This is a genomic window from Kibdelosporangium aridum (genome assembly GCF_900176515.1).
GTDB classification, from domain to species: domain Bacteria; phylum Actinomycetota; class Actinomycetes; order Mycobacteriales; family Pseudonocardiaceae; genus Kibdelosporangium; species Kibdelosporangium aridum.
The window spans coordinates 226742-247095 of the sequence record NZ_FWXV01000002.1 but is presented as its reverse complement, the minus strand read 5'-3'; the positions used below and the strand labels follow the sequence as shown (position 1 = coordinate 247095).

17 protein-coding genes are annotated in these 20354 nt (G+C 66.1%); 8 read left to right on the top strand and 9 right to left on the bottom strand.

The features are described 5' to 3' along the window. The first annotated feature begins 111 nt into the window (after positions 1–111). The gene (gene metX, locus B9C43_RS10560) at positions 112–1173 is read left to right on the top strand and encodes a homoserine O-acetyltransferase MetX (protein WP_033382005.1); all 1062 of its coding nucleotides are present in this window, start codon (positions 112–114) and stop codon (positions 1171–1173) included. 40 nt (positions 1174–1213) lie between these two features. Here the strand turns inward: metX and B9C43_RS10555 are convergent, their stop codons facing one another. The 4 genes from B9C43_RS10555 to B9C43_RS10540 form a co-directional block, all read right to left on the bottom strand. Next, the gene (locus B9C43_RS10555) at positions 1214–1699 is read right to left on the bottom strand and encodes a hypothetical protein (RefSeq protein ID WP_033382006.1); all 486 of its coding nucleotides are present in this window, start codon (positions 1697–1699) and stop codon (positions 1214–1216) included. A gap of 90 nt (positions 1700–1789) precedes the next feature. Continuing rightward, positions 1790–3928, bottom strand: a complete 2139-nt coding sequence (locus B9C43_RS10550) for an EAL domain-containing protein (protein ID WP_084425839.1) — start codon at positions 3926–3928, stop codon at positions 1790–1792. A 387-nt stretch (positions 3929–4315) separates the two neighbouring features. Next, positions 4316–5128 (bottom strand): SAM-dependent methyltransferase, encoded by an 813-nt coding sequence (locus B9C43_RS10545; RefSeq protein ID WP_084425838.1) that lies wholly within the window; start codon positions 5126–5128, stop codon positions 4316–4318. Positions 5129–5169: 41 nt separating this feature from the next. Then, positions 5170–5757: an SACE_7040 family transcriptional regulator gene (locus B9C43_RS10540; protein WP_235038551.1), complete on the bottom strand. Its 588-nt coding sequence runs from the start codon at positions 5755–5757 to the stop codon at positions 5170–5172. A gap of 159 nt (positions 5758–5916) precedes the next feature. Here B9C43_RS10540 and B9C43_RS10535 point away from each other — a divergent pair, with 159 nt between their 5' ends. The 4 genes from B9C43_RS10535 to B9C43_RS10520 all read left to right on the top strand — a co-directional run bounded on the left by B9C43_RS10535 (position 5917) and on the right by B9C43_RS10520 (position 11545). Next, a complete protein-coding gene (locus B9C43_RS10535) occupies positions 5917–6705 on the top strand; it encodes an SGNH/GDSL hydrolase family protein (protein ID WP_084425836.1) in 789 nt (262 codons plus the stop codon). Positions 6706–6817: 112 nt separating this feature from the next. Beyond that, a complete protein-coding gene (locus tag B9C43_RS10530; protein WP_084425835.1) occupies positions 6818–8431 on the top strand; it encodes a carboxyl transferase domain-containing protein in 1614 nt (537 codons plus the stop codon). Between the two features lie 4 nt (positions 8432–8435). Continuing rightward, complete coding sequence (locus B9C43_RS10525; RefSeq protein WP_084425834.1) at positions 8436–10385, top strand: acetyl/propionyl/methylcrotonyl-CoA carboxylase subunit alpha; 1950 nt, start codon at positions 8436–8438, stop codon at positions 10383–10385. After that, on the top strand, positions 10382–11545 hold the full coding sequence (locus tag B9C43_RS10520; RefSeq protein ID WP_084425833.1) for an acyl-CoA dehydrogenase family protein: 1164 nt from the start codon (positions 10382–10384) through the stop codon (positions 11543–11545). Before B9C43_RS10525 ends, B9C43_RS10520 begins: the two co-directional genes overlap by 4 nt. A gap of 165 nt (positions 11546–11710) precedes the next feature. Here the strand turns inward: B9C43_RS10520 and B9C43_RS10515 are convergent, their stop codons facing one another. The 5 genes from B9C43_RS10515 to B9C43_RS10495 all read right to left on the bottom strand — a co-directional run bounded on the left by B9C43_RS10515 (position 11711) and on the right by B9C43_RS10495 (position 16756). Then, on the bottom strand, positions 11711–12943 hold the full coding sequence (locus B9C43_RS10515) for an SAM-dependent methyltransferase (protein WP_084425832.1): 1233 nt from the start codon (positions 12941–12943) through the stop codon (positions 11711–11713). Beyond that, a complete protein-coding gene (locus B9C43_RS10510) occupies positions 12944–14272 on the bottom strand; it encodes an FAD-binding oxidoreductase (RefSeq protein ID WP_084425831.1) in 1329 nt (442 codons plus the stop codon). A gap of 52 nt (positions 14273–14324) precedes the next feature. Beyond that, positions 14325–15146, bottom strand: coding sequence for a hypothetical protein (locus B9C43_RS10505; protein WP_084425830.1), 822 nt, complete (start codon positions 15144–15146; stop codon positions 14325–14327). 10 nt (positions 15147–15156) lie between these two features. Next, entirely contained in the window at positions 15157–16065 is a 909-nt protein-coding gene (locus B9C43_RS10500) for an alpha/beta fold hydrolase (RefSeq protein ID WP_200825526.1), read from the bottom strand. 64 nt (positions 16066–16129) lie between these two features. Then, a complete protein-coding gene (locus B9C43_RS10495) occupies positions 16130–16756 on the bottom strand; it encodes a TetR/AcrR family transcriptional regulator (RefSeq protein ID WP_235038550.1) in 627 nt (208 codons plus the stop codon). A 62-nt stretch (positions 16757–16818) separates the two neighbouring features. Between B9C43_RS10495 and B9C43_RS10490 the strand changes: the two genes are divergently transcribed. The 3 genes from B9C43_RS10490 to B9C43_RS10480 are packed head-to-tail and all read left to right on the top strand — an operon-like array spanning position 16819 to position 20281. Next, entirely contained in the window at positions 16819–17676 is an 858-nt protein-coding gene (locus B9C43_RS10490; RefSeq protein WP_033382020.1) for an SDR family oxidoreductase, read from the top strand. Then, positions 17673–19211, top strand: coding sequence for a succinic semialdehyde dehydrogenase (locus tag B9C43_RS10485; protein WP_084425828.1), 1539 nt, complete (start codon positions 17673–17675; stop codon positions 19209–19211). Before B9C43_RS10490 ends, B9C43_RS10485 begins: the two co-directional genes overlap by 4 nt. A 32-nt stretch (positions 19212–19243) precedes the next feature. Continuing rightward, positions 19244–20281 carry an alpha/beta fold hydrolase gene (locus B9C43_RS10480; RefSeq protein ID WP_084425827.1) on the top strand — a complete coding sequence of 346 codons (1038 nt, stop codon included), beginning with the start codon at positions 19244–19246 and terminating at the stop codon, positions 20279–20281. The last annotated feature ends 73 nt before the right edge of the window (positions 20282–20354 follow it).

Genomic DNA, 20354 nt, shown 5'->3' with positions numbered 1-20354 from the left:
CGCTATGGTGGAGGGCGTTCAGCCGTAGCTAGCTTCTGCAGGCATGGCAAGCGAGGGCTGGTCGGTGTCGGCGGACCTGGAGGCTGGCTTGCGCGCGGCGAAGGCGAACACGTGACCGGTGGCTGGCGAGAGGGGAATCCAGCGGGGCGTCGCCGCTGGGTCCGTCTTCCACAGCCACTCGTGCTCGAGTCCGGCTTCTCGTTGCCGGATGTGCGGATCGCCTATGAGACTTGGGGATCGCCTTCGTCGCCCGCTGTTTTGATCCTGCATGCCCTGACGGGCGACAGTCATGTGGCCGGGCCGGGTGAGCCGGGGTGGTGGGACGGCCTCGTGGGCCCCGGCAAGGCCGTGGACACGAACCAGTACTTCGTTGTGGTCCCGAATGTGCTCGGCGGGTGCCAGGGGAGTACCGGGCCTTCGTCCTTGGCTCCGGACGGGAAGGTTTGGGGCAGCAGGTTTCCGTCGTTGACCGTGCGGGACCAGGTTGCCGCCGAGGCGCTTTTCGCTGACGCTCTGGGGATTTCTTCGTGGGCCGCGGTGCTTGGCGGGTCCATGGGCGGGATGCGGGCGCTTGAGTGGGCCGTGATGTTTCCCTCGCGGGTGGCCACTTTGTTGTTGCTCGCGTGTCCCGCGGCCGCTTCCGCTGACCAGATTGCTTGGGCCGCGCCGCAGTTGCGTGCGATCCGGGCAGATCCCGGCTGGCAGGGCGGCGACTACCACGGCTCGGCAGGCCCTGTCGCGGGCCTCGGAATCGCGCGGCAGATCGCACACATCACGTATCGCAGCGAGCCGGAACTAGCGGCACGTTTCGGCCGTTCGCCACAGGGCGACGGCCGATTCGCTGTCGAGTCCTACTTGGACCACCACGCGGCCAAACTGGTCCGGCGGTTCGACGCAGGCAGTTATGTGGTGCTCACGGAGGCGATGAATTCACACGACGTCGGCAGGGGTCGTGGCGGGATTTCGGCGGCTTTGAACCGGGTTCAGGCAAGGACCGTTGTCGCTGGGATCGACAGTGATCGGTTGTACCCGTTGTCTCAGCAGGCCGAGTTGGCTCGCGGTATTCCCGGCGCCGGTGAGGTGCGCGTGGTCAATTCGCCTTACGGACATGACGCTTTCCTGATCGAAACCGGTCAGGTGTCAGCCTTGGTGAAGGAACTGCTGACCTCCTGACCGCTCTCGACAACGCCAACCCCAATCCCAGCGCCGGGACTCAGGACAGGGCCTCGGTGATCCAGCCGGCGACCGGCAAATCCCGGCTCGTACATTCCGCGGCCAGCTTTATCGTCCAGCGCAGTGCCTGCATCATCACCATGGCCATTTCGGCCGGTGCCGCATTGGCCAGTGCGATTTCGATCTGGTCCTTCGCTGCCTCGGTGTCGCCGTGCACCTCGGCCAGCAGGGTCCGCACCGCGGTACGCACTGGTGGGTCTGCTTCGTCGATCGGGACTTCTTTGCCGTCGTCGTCGTAGACCTGCATCTTCACTGGCGCTGTCCCGCCTGAGCCCAGGGTTGCCACCATCGCGCTGCATTCGCGGAACAGCATCAGCATCAGGTCGGTGGCTTCTTCGCGGCCCCGGTCTTCGGCGAAGGCAGTCATTCGTTCGACTGCCGCCGTGTCCTCACCGGCGTGCATCGACGCCAGCGCTTGGCTGGCTGCGGCGATGATGCCTTGCGGTTGCTCGGAGTTCGGGTCCACTAGGACATCTTCCAACAGCCGGGCTGCCGCATGACAAGACCGGGCATGTGATCCGTCACCCGGTTGGATGATCTACGATTGCCGGTAACTTCAGGCCCCGTTCACTGACGGGGCCGAGCGTTCAGGGAGCACACTCTCCAAATCCCCCGGAACTCCGGCGAAATCACCTTGTCCGCGGGTCACGCCCAGTGCGTGCCACCATGCCGCGTCCTGTGACGTCGGCACGTCGACCACACTCACGGTCGCGCCCGTCTTGCGGAGGTTCTTCACCATGTCGCGAGTGACCTTCGTCAACAATGAGTCCGGTTTGCGCAGATCTGGCCGGTTCGTCACCAACGACCCGGCGAGGATCACCGACTGGATCGCCTCGTCCTCGACGAGTGCGAACTCGGTCTGGCTGCCGGTGAACTCGTGCAGTCCGGTCACAACACCGTTGTCGTGCAGCGCCTGCAGGTTCGACTGAGCTTCACCGCGGTTGGCGATGACCGCGCGGGTGTCCAGCGCGATTTCCAGCCGGGACGGCGGCAGCCCGCTCCTGGCGATCAACCGGTTGATCACCGCGGCCAGGTTGCCGTCGGACGACTGCATCTGCGTGAGGCGGAACCGCAGCATCACGTCGCCTGTGCCGTGTTCGGCGGCGTCCGCCGCCGCACGCATGGCTGCCCACGGTCCGATCGTCAGCGACATGCCCGTGCTCTCGGCCATGTCACGGCAGCGGTAGTGGCCGATCACGCCCTCAGTGGGGTGGTTCCAGCGCAGCAGCACTTCCAGCGCGACCACGCGTCCGTCAGCCAAGTCGACGACTGGTTGGTACTCACAGTCCAGTTCGCCCATTTCCCACGCGCCGGGCATGGCCGCGGTCAGTGCGAAGAGTTCCTTCTGTTCGGCGTCCTCGAGGACGTTGTGCGCTTCCCACTGGCGCTTGCCGACTGCCTTGGCGCGCCGCATCGTGGAATTCGCCGCCCGCAACAGGTCCAGCCTGCCGTGCGCCCGGCCGGTGTGCTTCGCCACGCCGATGCTCACACAGACCGCGACGCCGGTGTCGCCGATGAACGTCGGTTCGGCGAGGCGTTCGTTGATCTGGTCGATCAGGACCTGGTAGTGCGGCACGCCCGGGCTGTTCTCGATCAGGATCGCGAACTCGTCGCCGCCGACGCGGCCGATCACCGCGTTGTAGTCCGCGACGATCCCGCGCAGTTCGTTCGCGACCACCTGCAGCATCCGGTCACCGGCCAGGTGACCGAGACCGTTGTTGATCACCGAGAACGAGTCGATGCCGACGTGCAGCAGCGTGATCGACGTGTCCGGGCGCGCACCTTCCAGCACGGCGTCCAATTTGGACTGGAAGTGCTGGCGGTTGGCCACGCCGGTGAGCATGTCCCGCACGGACTGCTGCCCCAGCTGGTTCTGCAACGCCTGCAGCTCGCTGAGGTTCTCCACCATCGTGACGTGGTACGCGGGCACGCCGTTGACGTCCCGCAGTAACGAGATCACCAGGTAGACCCACGCGATGGTGCCGTCGTGGCGGACCATGCGCCTGCGTTCCCTGATCCGCGGCATGATGCCCTCGGTCACCTCGCGGTACGAGATCACCACGTCGTCGGCGTCTTCCTCCGGGAACAGCTCGCGGACGTTACGACCGGCCAGCTCGGACTCCGGGCACTCCAGGATGTGCGCCAGCGCGGAGTTGGTCTGCACGAAGTTGCCGGCCATGTCGGTCAGCGCCATACCGATCGCCGAGGCGTGGAAGACCTCTTCGAACCGCTCGGTCGCGGCGCGTTCGCGCCGTTCGGCTTCCCGCTTGGACTTCAGCAGCGCTTGCTTGATGTGCTCCTGCTGGTCCAGCGTGCGGTGCCGGATCGCGTTCGAGTAGCCCGTGGCCAGGTTGGACAGCAGGCCGACGACCTTCTCGGCCAGCCTGCGGTCGGTGCGGTTCTCCGAGTCCAGCAGCAGCGCGCCCGCCAGGATCTCCACCGTCACCTGCAGGCTCTCCGGGCCGGTGAAGTCGTTGTGCACCAACGAGGTGCCGACGGCGATCGCTGACGACGGGTCGAACAGCTCGGCGTTGAGGGCGTCCGCGAGGGTGTGCACCTGCTCGAGCAGGAACTGTTCCATCTCCTCGGCCGTCATCGGCACGTAGGCAGTCCTGCCGATCACATGCGCCCATGCCTTGGCGACCTCGGCGCGCCTGCGGGCACGCTCGGGGTCAAGCGGCACCGGTGGGGTCACCGGCCGTTGTCCTGCGGTGTCACGACGCACCTCTTGTGGTCGGGGCAACGGGTAATCCTGGGACTCTCAGTGGGTCTTGTACAGATATCGGACTGGGGCAGTCGCGGGGTTACCGCCGTCCGGGCAATCGGCACCATCGGGACGTGACAATCGAAGGATCCACGACTGCTGCACACCTCTCGGTCCGTTCTGGTGATGGCCAGGCTACTCAGCGGAGTACTCATCCGGTAGACGGGCGCACCCTCCCGGCCCATTCAGGCGAGTTGGCGCCAGCGAATGGTTGCTCACCGTAGCGTGTGTTACGCCGATCGAATGAAGCGAGGTCGGGACTCGCGACTCGTTTGGCTAAGAATCTGTTCGTTCCGCAGTCGGCCGAGTGACTCTTGACTAGCGCTTGACACCCACCCCGGCCCAGATGCCGTCCTGCTCGGGGTGCACCCCGGGCGGCGGCGTGATGTCCGGCCGCCAGTTCGACGCGGCCACCAGGCCGGGCGAGACCATCTCGAAGTCGCCGAACAGGTCGATGATCTCGCTACGGGTCCGCAGGCAGGCCGTGTTGTGCGCTTTGGCCTGCACCGCCTCGATGATCTCCTTGGCGTGCACTTTCTCGAAGTCGGCGGTGAAGTGGCTGATCGCCAGCGCGCTGCCGGGCACGACCGCGTCGCGGTAGCGGTCGAACGCGCTGTAGACGTCTATCTCCGCGGGGACGTGGTGCACGCTCGCGACCGCGAGCAGGCCGACCGGTGCGCTGAAATCGATCAACTTGAGCGTCTCGGGGTGCTTCAGGACATCGTCCGGACGAGTGAAGTCGGCCTCCACGATCGCGGCTTTTTCCACCTCGTCGAGCAACAGCCTGCTGTGCGCGATCGCGACTTCCTCGATGTCCACGTAGACCACCCGGCATTCCGGGTCGGCTTTCTGCGCGATCTCGTGCACGTTGCCGACCGTCGGGATACCGGAGCCGAGATCGAGGAACTGCCGGATCCCCGATTCGATCATGAAAAGCACGGCCCGGCGCATGAACGCCCGATTGCTCCACGCGATCTGCCGCGCGTTCGGCTGGATCTTCACCAGCTGGTCGAACACCTCGCGGTCACTGGCCAAATTGTGGCCGCCGCCCAATGCGTAGTCGTAGATCCGCGCGGGAGAAGGGCGCGCCGGATCGAGGTTCTCTGGAATCCAACCGCCGTCGCCGGTCATCGAGAAACCCTGTTCGTCTGTTTGGGTAAAGCGGCGAAAGCCTACCCCTTGTGCCCGGTCAACGCAGCGATGGCCATGTTGCGGAGCAATGCCGCCATTTGCCCGCGATCAAGGTGACGGCTGTGCGGAGTGGAGTTGATCAGGCCGAACACCGCGTGTGCCGCCGCTCGCGCGGACGGTTCGTCGACGCCGTCGACAACGTCCTGGATGGCCTGGACCCAGACTTCGACGTAGCGGCGCTGCAACGCGCGCACCCGGCGGCGGTCCGGATCGGTCAGGTTGCCGAGGTTGCGTTCCTGGACGGTGATCAGCGCCGGGTTGTCCAGTGCGAAGTCCACTTGGAAGCGAACGAGTTCGGCCAGCAGTTCGGCCGGGTCGCGGTGGCGCTGCGCGCGAGCCTGCCCGCCGTCGAGCAACACCTCGCTGATGGACGTCAGCATCTCCCCGAGCATCGCGTCCTTGCTGCGGAAATGCCGGTACAGCGCGGGGCCGGAGATGCCGACCGCGGCACCGATGTCGTCGATGCCGACACCGTGGAACCCGTGTCGTGCGAACAATTCCGCCGCTGCGGCCAGGATCTGGTCCCTGCGGCTCAGCGGTGCGGGCGTGGACACCTGTTGTGACAACACGAGAGCCATGCTAGCCCGGTGACGTTAGCGAGTACTAACACCTGACGGATACATACGGTCGGGTTAACAATTCACCAGATTCTTCCTTAACGGGCCTACCTGCGCTGATGATGAGAAGTCCCATCCCTGCCAACGAGGGACTCTTTCGCGGAGGGCTCAATGAGGCGACCGTTCCGTGTCCTGTTATGCCTCGCGGCTACCGCCGTGGGCTTGACTGTCCTGTCGGTGCCTGCCAACGCGGCAGCTGAGAACTATGTGGCACTGGGTGATTCGTACTCATCCGGTGTCGGTACCGGCGGTTCGTACAGCGGTGGCGGCTGCAAGCGCAGCTCCAACGCCTACCCGCAACTGTGGGCGAACAGCCACTCGCCTGCTTCCTTCACGTTCGCCGCGTGCTCCGGCGCGACCACGTCGGACGTGCTGAACAACCAGGTCGGCTCCCTGTCGGCGAGCACGTCACTGGTGACCATCTCGATCGGCGGCAACGACGCCGGCTTCGTCGACGTGATCACCACGTGCACGCTTGGCAGTGACTCGACGTGTGTCAACCGGGTGGAGCAAGGCAAGACGTTCGCCCGCAACACACTGCCGGCCAGATTGGACAACACGTACAACACGATCAAGCAGCGGGCGCCGTCCGCGCGGGTGATCGTGCTCGGCTATCCGAGGTTCTACAAGGTGCCGGGAACCTGCAACGTCGGGATGTCGGACACCAAGCGCTCGGCGATCAACAGCGGTGCGGACGTGCTGGCCCAGGTGACCGCGCAGCGCGCGGCCGCGGCGGGCTTCACGTTCGTCGACATCCGCAACGCGTGGACGGGGCATGAGATCTGTTCGAGCGACTGGTGGCTCAACAGCCTCACGTGGCCGGTCGACGAGTCCTACCACCCCAACCGCAACGGTCAGTCCCGCGGCTACCTGCCCGCGCTCAACGCGGTCACCGGCTGACCGGGGACAGTGTGATGAAGGGCCTCGCCACGGCGGGGCCCTTCCGCTGGACGGGCGCGTTAGTCAGCGCTAACATTGGGCCAGGAGTTAACGCTGACTAACAGGGAGCGAGATGGACGCGCCCGTGCTGCGCAGCCAGGCGGACCCGTCGGATCCGGCCTACCAGCGCTACGTCAAAGAGCACACCGAGCTCGTCGATGACCTGCGGGAACGTCTCGCCAAGGCACGCGAGGGCGGCCCGGAGAAGGCCCGCAAGCGGCACGTCGAGCGCGGCAAACTCCTGCCCCGCGACCGGGTGGACTCGCTGCTCGACCCCGGCTCGCCGTTCCTCGAACTGTCCCCCTTGGCCGCCAACGGGATGTATTCCGACGAGGCGCCCGCCGCCGGGATCATCACCGGCGTCGGCCGGGTGTCCGGCCGCGAGTGCGTCATCGTCGCCAACGACGCCACGGTCAAGGGCGGCACGTACTACCCGGTGACCGTGAAGAAGCACTTGCGCGCGCAAGAAGTCGCGCTGCACAACAACCTTCCGTGTGTGTACCTGGTCGACTCGGGTGGCGCGTTCCTGCCCAAGCAGGACGACGTCTTCCCGGACCGGGAGCACTTCGGCCGGATCTTCTACAACCAGGCGACCATGTCGGCACGGGGCATCCCGCAGATCGCCGCCGTGCTGGGGTCGTGCACCGCCGGTGGCGCGTACGTCCCGGCGATGAGCGACGAAGCGGTGATCGTGCGCAACCAGGGCACGATCTTCCTGGGCGGGCCGCCGTTGGTGAAGGCCGCGACCGGCGAGGTCGTCACGGCCGAGGAACTCGGCGGCGGTGACGTGCACTCCAGGGTCTCCGGTGTGACCGACCACTTGGCCGAGGACGACGCGCACGCGCTGCGGATCGTCCGGTCGATCGTGTCCACAGTAGGCCCGCGGGTTCCCAAGCCGTGGGACGTCGCGCCGGTCGAAGAGCCCGTCGTGGATCCGTCCGAGTTGTACGGTGTCGTGCCGACCGATTCCCGGACTCCTTATGACGTCAGAGAAGTCATCGCGCGCGTAGTCGACGGCAGCCGGTTCCGTGAGTTCAAACGTGAGTACGGCACGACATTGGTCACCGGGTTCGCGCGGATCCACGGCCACCCGGTCGGGATCATCGCCAACAACGGTGTCCTGTTCGGTGAGTCGGCGTTGAAGGGCGCGCACTTCATCGAACTGTGCGACAAGCGCCGGATCCCCTTGGTGTTCCTGCAGAACATCACCGGGTTCATGGTCGGCAAGGACTACGAGGCCGGCGGGATCGCCAAGCACGGCGCCAAGATGGTCACCGCGGTGGCGTGCGCGCGGGTGCCGAAGTTCACCGTGGTGATCGGCGGATCCTTCGGCGCGGGCAACTACTCGATGTGTGGCCGCGCGTATTCGCCGCGGTTCCTGTGGATGTGGCCCAACGCCCGGATCTCCGTGATGGGCGGTGAGCAGGCCGCGTCGGTGCTCGCGACGGTCCGCCGTGACCAGATCGAGGCAGGCGGCGGCGAATGGTCCGCCGCGGACGAGGAAGCGTTCAAGGACCCGATCCGCCAGCAGTACGAGGACCAGGGCAACCCGTACTACTCGACCGCGCGGCTGTGGGACGACGGCGTGATCGACCCCGCCGACACCAGGACCGTGCTCGGCCTGGCGCTGTCGGTGGCCGCGAACGCGGAACTCGAAGAAGTCGGCTACGGCGTTTTCCGGATGTGATGCGATGTTCCAGCGAGTCCTGATCGCCAACCGCGGCGAGATCGCCGTCCGGATCACCCGGACCCTCGCGCGGATGGGCGTGCGTTCGATCGCCGTCTACAGCGACGCGGACGCCGACGCGCGGCACGTGCTCGAAGCCGACACGGCTGTCCGGATCGGACCGGCGGCGGCGCGCGACAGCTACCTGTCGATCCCGCGGATCATCGAGGCCGCGTTGTCGACCGGCGCCGAGGCGATCCACCCCGGTTACGGCTTCCTGGCGGAGAATGTCGACTTCGCGCGGGCGTGTGCGGACGCCGGGCTGGTGTTCGTCGGCCCGCCGGTCGCCGCGATCGAGGCCATGGGCGACAAGATCCGGGCCAAGCAGACCGTGATGGCCGCGGGAGTCCCGGTCGTCCCTGGGCGGACCGAGCCGGGGATGACCGACGCGGATCTCATCGACGCGGCCGCGGAGATCGGTTTTCCGGTCTTGCTGAAGCCTTCCGCCGGTGGTGGCGGAAAGGGCATGCGCCTGGTCACGTCGGATTCCGAGCTGGCGGCGGCGATTGAGTCCGCACGCCGGGAAGCCCGTGGGTCTTTCGGCGACGACACGCTGCTGATCGAGCGTTTCGTGCAGCGGCCACGGCACATCGAGATCCAGGTGCTCGCGGATGCCCACGGCAACGTGATCCACCTGGGTGAGCGCGAATGCAGTCTGCAACGCAGGCACCAGAAGATCATCGAAGAGGCGCCCTCGCCTTTGCTCACGCCGGAAATGCGTGAGCGGATGGGTTCTTCCGCAGTCGATGCCGCTCGTGCCGTTGGTTATACGGGCGCGGGCACTGTGGAGTGCATTGTTTCCGCGGACCGGCCGGACGAGTTCTTCTTCATGGAGATGAACACCCGGCTGCAGGTGGAACACCCGGTGACCGAATTGGTGACCGGCCTTGACCTGGTCGAGTGGCAGCTTCGCGTGGCCGCGGGTGAACCGCTTGCGATGTCGTCCGTTTCGCTGAACGGGCACGCAGTCGAGGCGCGGGTTTACGCCGAGGATCCATCGCGTGATTTCCTGCCGACCGGCGGAACCGTGCTCGACGTTGTCGAGCCAGCCGATGTCCGCGTCGACTCCGGTTTGCGTGTCGGTGGCGTTGTCGGCTCGGACTACGACCCGATGCTCGCCAAGGTCATTGCCTGGGCGCCGACGCGTTCCGAAGCCTTGGGACGGTTGTCCTCGGCTTTGGCGGAAACGGCTGTGCTCGGCGTGGGCACGAACGTCGCCTATCTCCGGGAGTTGCTCGCTGACCCCGATGTCGTGGCCGGTCGGCTGGACACGCAGCTGGTTTCCCGGCGGGCGGCCTTTGTCCAGTCCACTCCGGACCACGTGTTCGCGGCGGCGGCGTTGGACGAACTGCTGGCGTTGCAGCCTTCCGGTCCGGTCGTCGACCCGTGGGACGTTCCTTCCGGCTGGCGAGTCGGCGGTGCCGCCGGATTCTCTGTCCGGCTCGATTCCGGCGACCGCCAGGTGACGGTCTGCGCCCGTGACTCTTCGGTTTCCGTTGACGGTGGTGCTTTCGTTCCGGCATCGGCCGCTGTCGACGGTTCGGTTTTGCGACTGACTTTCGACGGCCGGACGTACCGGTATCGCCGGGCGAAGTCAGGTTCGGTGTTGTGGCTGGCGTCCGACGGCTTCACGTGGGCCGTCGACGAGCATTCGCTGCTGGAGGAATCGGCGGTCTCCGGTGCCGAGGGCGGACCGGTCACCAGCCCGATGCCCGGAACTGTGCTCGTGGTCAAGGCCGCGGTCGGTGACCGAGTCGCCGCGGGAACGCCGTTGCTGGTCGTGGAAGCGATGAAGATGGAGCACACGATCGCGGCGCCGGTCGACGGCGTGCTCACCGAGCTGCATGTGCAAGCGGGCCAACAGGTCGCGCTGAACCAACCCCTCGCCCTGGTGACCCCAGAGGAGCAGACATGATCGACTTCCGGCTCGAGGAAGAGCACGAAGCCCTGAGAAAGACGGTGCAGGAGTTCGCCAGGGAGGAGATCGCGCCGGTCATCGGGGACTACTACGAGCGGTGCGAGTTCCCGTACGAGATCGTCGCGAAGATGGGCCAGATGGGGTTGTTCGGCCTGCCTTTCCCGGAATCCGTCGGGGGAATGGGCGGCGACTACTTCACCTTGTGCCTGGCCCTGGAAGAGCTGGCCAGGGTCGACTCCTCGGTCGCGATCACGCTGGAAGCGGGCGTTTCCCTCGGCGCGATGCCGATCTACCGCTTCGGCACTCCCGCGCAACAGCAAGAATGGCTGCCGTCTTTGGTGACCGGTGCGGCGCTGGGCGCTTTCGGGCTGACCGAGCCAGGCGGAGGTTCGGACGCGGGCGCGACCCGAACGACCGCCCGCCGTGACGGCGACACGTGGGTGATCAACGGAACCAAGGCATTCATCACCAACTCGGGCACGGACATCACGCGCCTGGTGACCGTGACCGCGGTGACCGGTGAGCGTGATGGCCGCAAGCAGATCTCGGCGATCATCGTGCCTTCCGGCACCCCCGGGTTCACGGTGTCGAAGAAGTACTCCAAGGTCGGCTGGAGCGCGTCGGACACCCGAGAGCTCTCTTTCGCCGATTGCGTTGTGCCCGCGTCGAACTTGCTTGGTGACGAAGGCCGCGGCTACGCCCAATTCCTGTCCACCTTGGACGAAGGCCGCGTCGCCATCTCAGCGCTTTCCGTTGGCCTCGCTCAAGGTTGCGTGGACGAGTGCGTCCGGTATGTCGGTGAACGCGAGGCCTTCGGCCACAAGATCGGGGAATACCAGGCGATCCAGTTCAAGATCGCCGACATGGAAGCCCGCACGCACGTCGCGCGGCTGGCCTACTATGACGCCGCGTCAAGGATGCTGCGCAACCAGCCCTTCAAGCGCCAAGCGGCGATCGCCAAACTGATCTCCTCGGAAGCCGCGATGGACAACGCCCGCGACGCCACCCAGATCTTCGGCGGCTACGGCTTCATGAACGAGTTCCCGGTCGGCCGCTTCTACCGCGACGCCAAGATCCTCGAAATCGGCGAAGGCACCAGCGAAGTCCAGCGCATGCTGATCGCCCGCGACCTCGGCCTCAGCCGCCCCTGGCAATAACAACCACCCCATCGTGTAGAGCCGGTGCGAACGGACCGTTCGCACCGGCTCCCCACTTGATTCCACAGCTCAACCCCTTATCCCCGGTAGACTGGCCAGGGGCCGTCCCCCCGGGAGTGGTGGGGGATGTCCTGGCGTGGGGGCCAGGGGCTTGGGGTTGTTCGGCTACCAGTCGGGGCGCAGGGGCATTCCTGAGTAGCCGTTGCTGTCGGTTTTCACGCCCAGCACTTGGTGTAGCTGGATCCAGTTGCGGACGAACCCGAGCCGCGATCCGGCCAAGTACAGCCGCCAGACCCGAGCCGTGTGCGGGCCGACTTCCTCGACGGCCTCCGTCCAGTGCTCTTCCAGATTCGCGCACCAGCCCGCCAAGGTCCGGGAGTAGTGCTCCCGCAGGTTCTCCTCGTGCCGCACTTCGAAGCCCGTGTCGTGCATCTGCGACAGGATCCGGCCTGGGCCAAGCAGTTCGCCGTCCGGGAACACGTACCGGTTGATGAAACTCCGCGTCTGCGCGTCGCGTAGGTTGTCCGGGCGGGTGATGCAGTGGTTCAGGATTCTGCCGCCCGTGCGGAGTTTGCTGTACAGCAGCTCGAAGTACGATGCCAGGTTCGCTTCGCCGATGTGTTCGGTCAGGCCGATCGAGCTGATCGCGTCGAAGTCCGTCTCCTGCACCGCCCGGTAGTCCAGGTGCCGGACTTCCGCCAGGTCGGTGAGGCCTTCCTGGGCGATGCGCTTCTGGGCCCATTCGGCCTGGTTCGCCGACAGGGTCACGCCGAGTGCCTGCACGCCGTAGTGCTTCGCCGCGTGGATCACCATGCCGCCCCACCCGCAGCCGACGTCCAGCAGGCGCATTCCGGGCCGCAGCGCCAGTTTCCGGGCGACCAGGTCGTGCTTGGCGAACTGGGCTTCTTCCAAGGTGGCGTTCTCGTGCTCGTAGACCGCGCACGTGTACGCCATCGACGGGCCGAGGACCCATTCGTAGAACTTGTTGGATACGTCGTAGTGGTGGGAAATCGCCTCCGCGTCCCGCATCATCGAGTGGCGTTCGCCCGCCAGTCGCTTTTCCTGCGCAGGCGGACGTGTCGGCCAGAGCAATCGAGCGCTTGCCAGCTTCGCCGCGAGTTTCACGCGCAGCGACGCCGGGATCTCCCGCAGTCTGATCTCCGGGATGGAGCTCAGCGCCGTGTACATGTCGCCGACGATCTCCAGCGCCCCGGTCACGTACGCCCGGACAAGGCCGAGGCTGTTGGGTGAGCTGGCGATGTGCGACAGGGCGAGCGGCGACCGCACGTCCACACGCACATCCGCGTCGGGCGTGCCCGCCCGGCTGCCGTCGTAGGCGACGAACTCGACCGGCACGTCTGGGCCGGTCACCTCATAGATGGCTTCCGCGATTCGCATCTAACTACCCCGCACGCACTTGTCGTAGAGGTCGGGCAACCGACCGTCCGGATCGAACTGGAGCTTCAGGGCGCGATACCGCTCCCCGTCGTACAACCGCCAGAAGTCCTCGCGCGAGTAGAAGGACTCCGAGTACAGCGACTTGTGCCCGCCGAGGGCGGTCACCTTCTCCTCGATCAGGCGGTTGTGATGCCCTGGCCGTTGGCCGGGACGCATCGGGACCGTCGCCCAGAACCCGACGTTCACGTACATCGTGCCGGGATCCATCGGGTACAGCGGCCATGTTTGTTTGTCCCGCAGTTTGATCGGGCACAACCAGATTGGGCTGATGCCGATGTCGCGGTGGAAGAACTCGAGGAACTCGCCGAGCCTGCTCAGCGGGATCTCCACGTCCTGGATCACCGGCTCACGATCGGGCGCGCCCTTGATCTGCCGGGCCCGCTTGGTCACGCCGTACTTGCGGTCGAGCGCGACGATTTTGCGGTAGACGTCCGAGCGCAGGTACTGCTTCGGCCAGAGCTTGCGTACCCAGGGGACCTGTGCGCCGAACGCGCGGGAGCACCAGAACCAGTCGGTGTCCCAGCGCCAGATGTAGTCCCGGGTGGTCAGCAGGTCGGCCGTGCGCTCCCGGATGGACTTGTAGAAGATCTCCTGCCCGGTGTAGTCACTCGGCCGATAAGTCGGTTTGTCGACAAAACGGCCGACGGTCAGGTACTGCTCACCGGGCGCGAACACCGTGCCGTCCAGGAAATCGGCGTCGGTGTACTCGGCGATCACCGCTGGGTCGTCGAACCGGATGTGCCGCAGTTCGACGTACGGCGCCACCGGTTCGAGCTCGATCTTCAGCCGGAGCGCGTACCCGAACGTGCCGTAGGAGTTGGGGAACCCGCGGAACAGTTCGTCGTCACGGTCCAGCCGGACGATCCGGCCGTCTCCGGTGAGGATCTCCATCTCCAGCACGGATTCGTGCGGCAGGCCATTGCGGAACGACGTGGACTCGATGCCCAGCCCGGCCACCGCACCGCCGAGCGTGATGGTCTTCAACTGGGGGACGACCAACGGCATCAAGCCGTACGGCAGCGTGGCGTCCACTAGGTCTTCGTAGGTGGTCATTCCGCCGACGTCGGCTGTCCGTGCCTCGGCGTCGACGGTCAGCACACCGGCGAACTGACTGACATCCAGTGTCCGGGTTGCCGGATCGCGGAACCGGAACAGGTTCGACGTGGACTTGGCCAGCCGGACCGGGGTCCCCTGCGGCAATGCCGCGTACTGGTCACGTAATGTCGCCGCAGCCCGCTCGTGGCCCACCAGGGCCTGTTGGTTGCCCATACCAAGCGATGCTAAGCCCGCTCGCGCCGGCCAGCATTGTGATTTTCGGACACTACTTCGCCGACTGGTACTCCTCGAAGAGGTCCGGCAAGTACGCCAGTAGCAGGTCCAGCGTAGTGAACAACCCGGCAATGGGGTCCAAACGGGCGGCCGCGTAGGCGACTTCGCAGCCTTTACGGGCGGGGACCGGGTTGCGCACATCGGTGAACCAGTCGAGGAACGGCACGCGCTGACGTGCCAGCTCCGGATGGATCAGTCCGCCGTAGACAGCCAGCAGGTCGAGCACGGCAGGCCGGTTGCGCAGCGTCCACCGGTAGAACTCGGAGTACATGAAGAATCGGCGTTCCACCGCGGACGGCTTGAGGCCGTGCGTTTTCTCGGCGACTCGCACACCGTGGTCGGTCGCTGCCTGTTCGGCTTCGCTCCACGCTTTGTCGTGAACATTGCGCACAGTCAGTTCACCCGCGCGCAAGCGCGTCAGATAATTCGCCCATTTGCGCGATCCAGGGTTGCCGAATTCGTCGTCGGACCGGCCGAGTGCGATCGCGATACCCCGCTCGATGCCTTCGACGATCCCAGCGTCCACGTAGGACACCCATGTGCCCGGCGCGCCCAGTTGGCGGTCACGGAAGAACGTGATCACGCCTTCGATGTTGCGCCACCGGTCGGTCGCCCCGAGCTCGGCGGCCGGCCCGCTCTGCATCAGCCGGACGAACTCCAGCCGGTCGGGCATGCTCATCAGGTTGATCTCGGCGAGTGTGCAGTCCAGTGCGGCCGCGCACTCGGCGGGCGTGCGCCCGGCAGCGGCCGCGTTCGTCGGGACGAGGAGTCCGGCAAGCAGAGAAAGGACAACGATCCACCCTGATCGCTTCATGTCTGTGAACTTAGAACTTCCCGAGGTGGCTCAGCAACAGCTCGGACGTTGCCGCCGCGGCTTCCTCGGGCACGTTGTGGCCCACGCCGTCCAGAACTTCCAGCCGGTAAGGCCCAGTCACCCAGTTGTGTGTCCGCGACACGCCATAGGGTGCGACGAAGGGGTCCTTGGTACTGGCGATGAACAACGTCGGCACAGCCACCTTCTGCTCGTAGCCAGTGAAGTCGTTGGCCCGGTACCAGTTCAAGGCCGCCGTCAACGCGCCCGGCTGAGAGAGGCGCTCGTAGTAGATCGCGCATTTGCGGGCAGGCACACCAGGCAGGGTGAGTGGCCCGCTCGCGAGGATCTCGTTCTCCGGGATGGGCGCGGGCCTGCGGAAGCCGTCCATGTAGACCGACGCTTGCCGCTGAGCGGGATCCACTCGCAGTGCTTCGGCGAACGCCCCAAGATGAGGCACGGAGACCGCGGTCAGCGTCCGGACGCGATGCGCGTACCTCGCCGCCGCGATCCACGCGACCGCCGCGCCCCAGTCATGCCCGACCAGGTCGAACCTGTGCCAGCCCAACGCGTCCGCGATGGCCACCACGTCGTCGGCACCGTAGTCCAGTCCATAGTTCTCGATCTCGAGCGGGCGCACGCCAGGCGAGTACCCGCGCTGATCGGGAGCGATGGCGCGGTATCCGGCCTTCGCCAAGGCGAGCAGCTGATCCTCCCACTCGATGCCGAGCTCGGGAAAACCGTGCAGCAGAAGGACTTTCCGCCCCCGTCGGGGCCCGGCGGCCACCGCGTCGAACGTGCCGGCGCAGGTGGGGATCTTCAGCGCGCTGATCCGCGGCGTCGCTTCGGCTGTGCCCGTGAAGCCGATTGACGCGACCCCAGCCGCAGCCAGGGCGAGGAAGTTCCGACGAGTATGTGGCATGGCCGTAGCCTGTCGGCTGCCAAGCGGGCGAACCATGAAGTCCGCACCCGAAACCGGGGTAGGGCTAGCCCGACAGTTCAGCCGGGGCGGCGAGGCGCAGGCAGGCCTTGGCGCGCTGCCAGCGGGCCTTGAGCTGGCTGTCGTCGGGGTACGCCCACGACCCGACGAGCAGGCCGCGGACGGTGTCCATGGCGGTGTACGCGTAATGCCGGAACTGGCTGGTGTCGGCCTGCGGGCCGAACAGGCGCCTGCCGAACTGGACGATGACCTCGCTGATCTCCGGCTCCACCTCGGCGACCAGGGCACGCAGCTCAGGGTCCGTGCGTGCCGCGAGCAGCAGTTCCGTGCTCGCGGCGAAGATCGGGCCCTGGTGGATCTCCCAGAGCAGGTCGAGGGTGTCGCCGATCGGGTCGGTCGACATCGCCAGTTCGTCCATTCGCGCGAACGCGTGCTCGGCGCGGCGGTGGGCGATGTCCCGGACCGCGGCCGTGACCAAGTCGGCTTTGGTCGGGAAGTGGTGCACCTGGGCACCGCGGGTCACGCCGGCGCGTTCGGCCACGCGGGTGGTCGTCGTGCCCGAGTATCCGTATTCGACGAGGCAATCTATCGTCGCGTCGAGCAGCCGCGCACGCATGGCCGCGCTGCGTTCTTCCTGCGTGCGGCCGGTTTTTGAGGTCCTGGTCGCCGGCATGGGACAACAATACCTGCAAGTGTGTATGTTAGTTGCACTGTCCCTCGATCCGGAGGTGCGGCGTGGCTCGTTCGCTGCAGGACAAGGTCGTAGTGGTCACGGGTGGTGCGCGCGGAATCGGCGCCGCCATGGTCAAGGCACTGGTCAGAGAGGGCGCCAAGGTCGTCATCGGCGATCTCGACCTGGCTACCGCCGAGGCGACGGCCAAACAGCTCGGCGCGATGGCGCTGCACGTGGACGTGACCGATCCCGCGGGCTTCACCAAGTTCCTCGACGAGGCCGAGAGCCGCCAGGGGCCGATCGACGTGCTGATCAACAACGCCGGGATCATGCCGCTCGGCCGGTTCGAGGACGAGGACGACGTCTCGACCATGCACCAGCTGGAGATCAACCTCCACGGCGTCATCCACGGCACCCGTGAGGCCGTCAAACGCATGCGGCCCCGTGCGACCGGCCACATCGTCAACGTGGCGTCGGCGGCGGGGAAGGCCGGTTTTCCCGGTGCGGCAACGTATTGCGCGACCAAGCACGGTGTCGTCGGTCTGACTGAAGCGGTACGCCTCGAACTGCGTGGCTCGGGCATCGAGATGACCTTGGTGATGCCCGCGATCGTGGCCACTGAACTCACCGCGGGCGTCAAGAACAACGGCATGGTCAAGACCGCCACCCCCGAGCAGGTCGCCAACGCGACCGTCGATGCCCTGAAGAACCCCAAGTTCGAGGTGTTCGTACCCAAGTCGGTCGGCACGTTCAACCGGATCGGCCGGTTGCTGCCGCGCGCCGCGGGTGAATGGATGGTCCGGAAGCTGAAAGGGGACCGGCTGCTGGCCGATGTCGACACGGCGGACCGAGTGGCATACGAATCACGTGCCGCGGCGAGCGCGCCGGCGGCCGACGAGGCCTACGGGATGAAGAAATGATCTCCGACGCGTTGGTGGCCAGGCTGTGTGACCGGGTCGCAGCCTCCACATCGGACACTTTCAGCACCGTGAACGTGTTCACCGGCGGCACATTGGCGAAGGTGCCGCGGTCCTCACCGGAAGACGTCGCCGAAGCGGTCGAGGCGGCGCGGAAAGCCCAGCAGGTGTGGGCAGGCGTCGCCGTCGCCGACCGGATCCCGGTCTTCGAACGGTTCCACGCCCTGCTGCTCAAGCACACCGAGGAGATACTGGACATCCTGCAGGCGGAAACCGGCAAGTCCCGCAAGGACGGGTTCCTGGAAGTCTCCGCTCCGCTCGTGACCGTCGGGCACTACGCCCGTAAGGCGCCGAAACTCCTTGCGCCGCAACGGCGGCAGGGCATGCTCCCCGGCTTGGTCAAGACACGGGAGCTGCGGGTGCCCAAAGGCGTCGTCGGCACCATCACGCCGTGGAACTACCCGTTCGCCTTGGCGTTCATGGACATCATCCCCGCGTTGATCGCCGGGAACGGAGTGGTCCTCAAGCCGGACACGCAGACCGCGCTCTGCACGCTGTTCGGCGTCGACCTGCTTTACCAGGCCGGTCTGCCGCAAGGCCTGCTGCAAGTGGTGATCGGTGACGGCCCGGTGGTCGGAACGGCCCTTGTGGACACTGCTGACTACATCGGTTTCACCGGTTCGACGCGAACCGGGCGGGAGATCGCGGCCCGTGCCGGACAGCGTCTCGTCGGGTACTCGCTGGAGCTAGGCGGCAAGAATCCCTTGTTGGTACTGGCGGACGCCAACGTGCACCAGGCCGCCGTCGGCGCCGTGCAGACGTGCTTCTCCAACTCGGGCCAGCTGTGCATGTCGCCCGAGCGCTTGTTTGTGCACACCGCGGTCTACGACGACTTCGTCCAGCGGTTCCTCAATGAAGTCAAGCGGATGAACCTGGCAGCGGCCTACGACTACAGCGCGGACATGGGATCGCTGACCTCCCAGCGGCAACTGGAGACCGTGATCAAGCACGTCGAGGACGCGCGGGCCAAGGGCGCCACCGTGCTGACGGGAGGCAAGGCCAGGCCGGAGCTGGGGCCGTTCTTCTACGAGCCGACCGTGCTCACCGATGTCACGCCGGAAATGCTCTGCTACGACAACGAAACCTTCGGCCCGGTCGTGTCGATCTACCGCGTTGCCGACGACACCGAGGCCGTCGAGCGTGCGAACGCCACGTCCTACGGCCTCAATGCCAGTGTCTTCAGCAAGTCCATCGCGCACGGTGAACACGTCGCCGCGCAGCTCAAAGCCGGGACTGTGCACATCAACGACGGGCACGTCGTCGGGCTCGGCAGCGCGGACGCCCCGATGGGCGGGATGAAGGACTCGGGCGTCGGGCGGCGTAACGGCGCCGAGGGCCTGTTGAAGTACACCGAGTCGCAGAACATATCGGTTCAGCGCGTTCCGTTGACCACACCACCGCGGTGGCTGCCGTTCGGCTGGTACGTCAAGAGCATGCAGGGACTTCTTCGTCTCATTCGCCGGAGCAACATCCGCTAGCTGCGAAAATAGCCAGAAGTCATAATTGCAGCATGATCGATGTTCCGGCGGCTGCGTCGAACGTGCTGGACAAGGTGTTCCGCGGTGGTGTCGCGGACCTGCGGCCCACCCCGCGCACCCTCGTGGACCACGGCCCCAACCGGTGGGTCTACCGGATGGCGGGTGACGGCACCGGCGACCCGGTCCTGCTTGTGCCGCCGTTGGCCGCGCCCGCGCTGTGTTTCGATCTGCGGCGTGGCTGCAGCCTGGCCGAGCACCTCGTGCGACAGGGCCGGTCAACGTACTTTGTGGACTACGGAACGGTCAGCTTCTCCGACCGTGGCTTGGGAATCGAGCACTGGATCGACGAGGTGCTGCCCAGGGCGATCCGTTCGGTCAGCCGGGACGCGGGTGGGCGGCCGGTGCACATCGTGGCCTGGTGCCTTGGCGGCATCCTGTCGTTGCTCACCGCCGCTGACCAGTCCGAGCTGCCGATCGCGTCGCTCACCACGGTCGCCAGCCCGATCGACTTCACCGCGATCCCGCTGGTGGCACCGGCCCGGCCGTTGATCGAGCTGACCGGTGGCTGGCTGCTGACCGCGCCCTACCGCTTGCTCGGTGGCGCGCCGCGGCAGATCGTCAGGTGGGCCTTCCAACTGACCTCAGTGGACAAGTACGTGACCAAACCCCTTGCCGTGCTAGCTCATCTGGACGACAAGGAGTTCCTCGCGCAGATCGAGGCGGTCGACCGGTTCATGGAGAACATGATCGCGTATCCCGGCCGGACGTTCGGCCAGCTGTACCACCGGTTCTTCCGTGGCAACGACCTGCACGACGGAATCGTCGACTTCGAAGGCCGGTTGATCTCCCTTGCCAAGATCGAAGTTCCGGTTCTGGTGATCGCCGGCGCGACCGACGGCATCGCACCGGAACCAGCGGTGCGCCGGTTGACGCGGTTGCTGGACAACTCGCCCGAGGTGCGGTTCGAAGTCTGTCCGGGCGGTCACCTCGGCGTGCTGACCGGTCGTGGCGCGCGGGACACCACGTGGCGAGTGATCGACTCCTTCCTGAATGATCACCTTGCTCGATGAAACATGTTTCAGTGATGGATTTGCGTGCGCCATTTGACGGATTGAATAAGGACTGAAACGCGTTCTACATTCT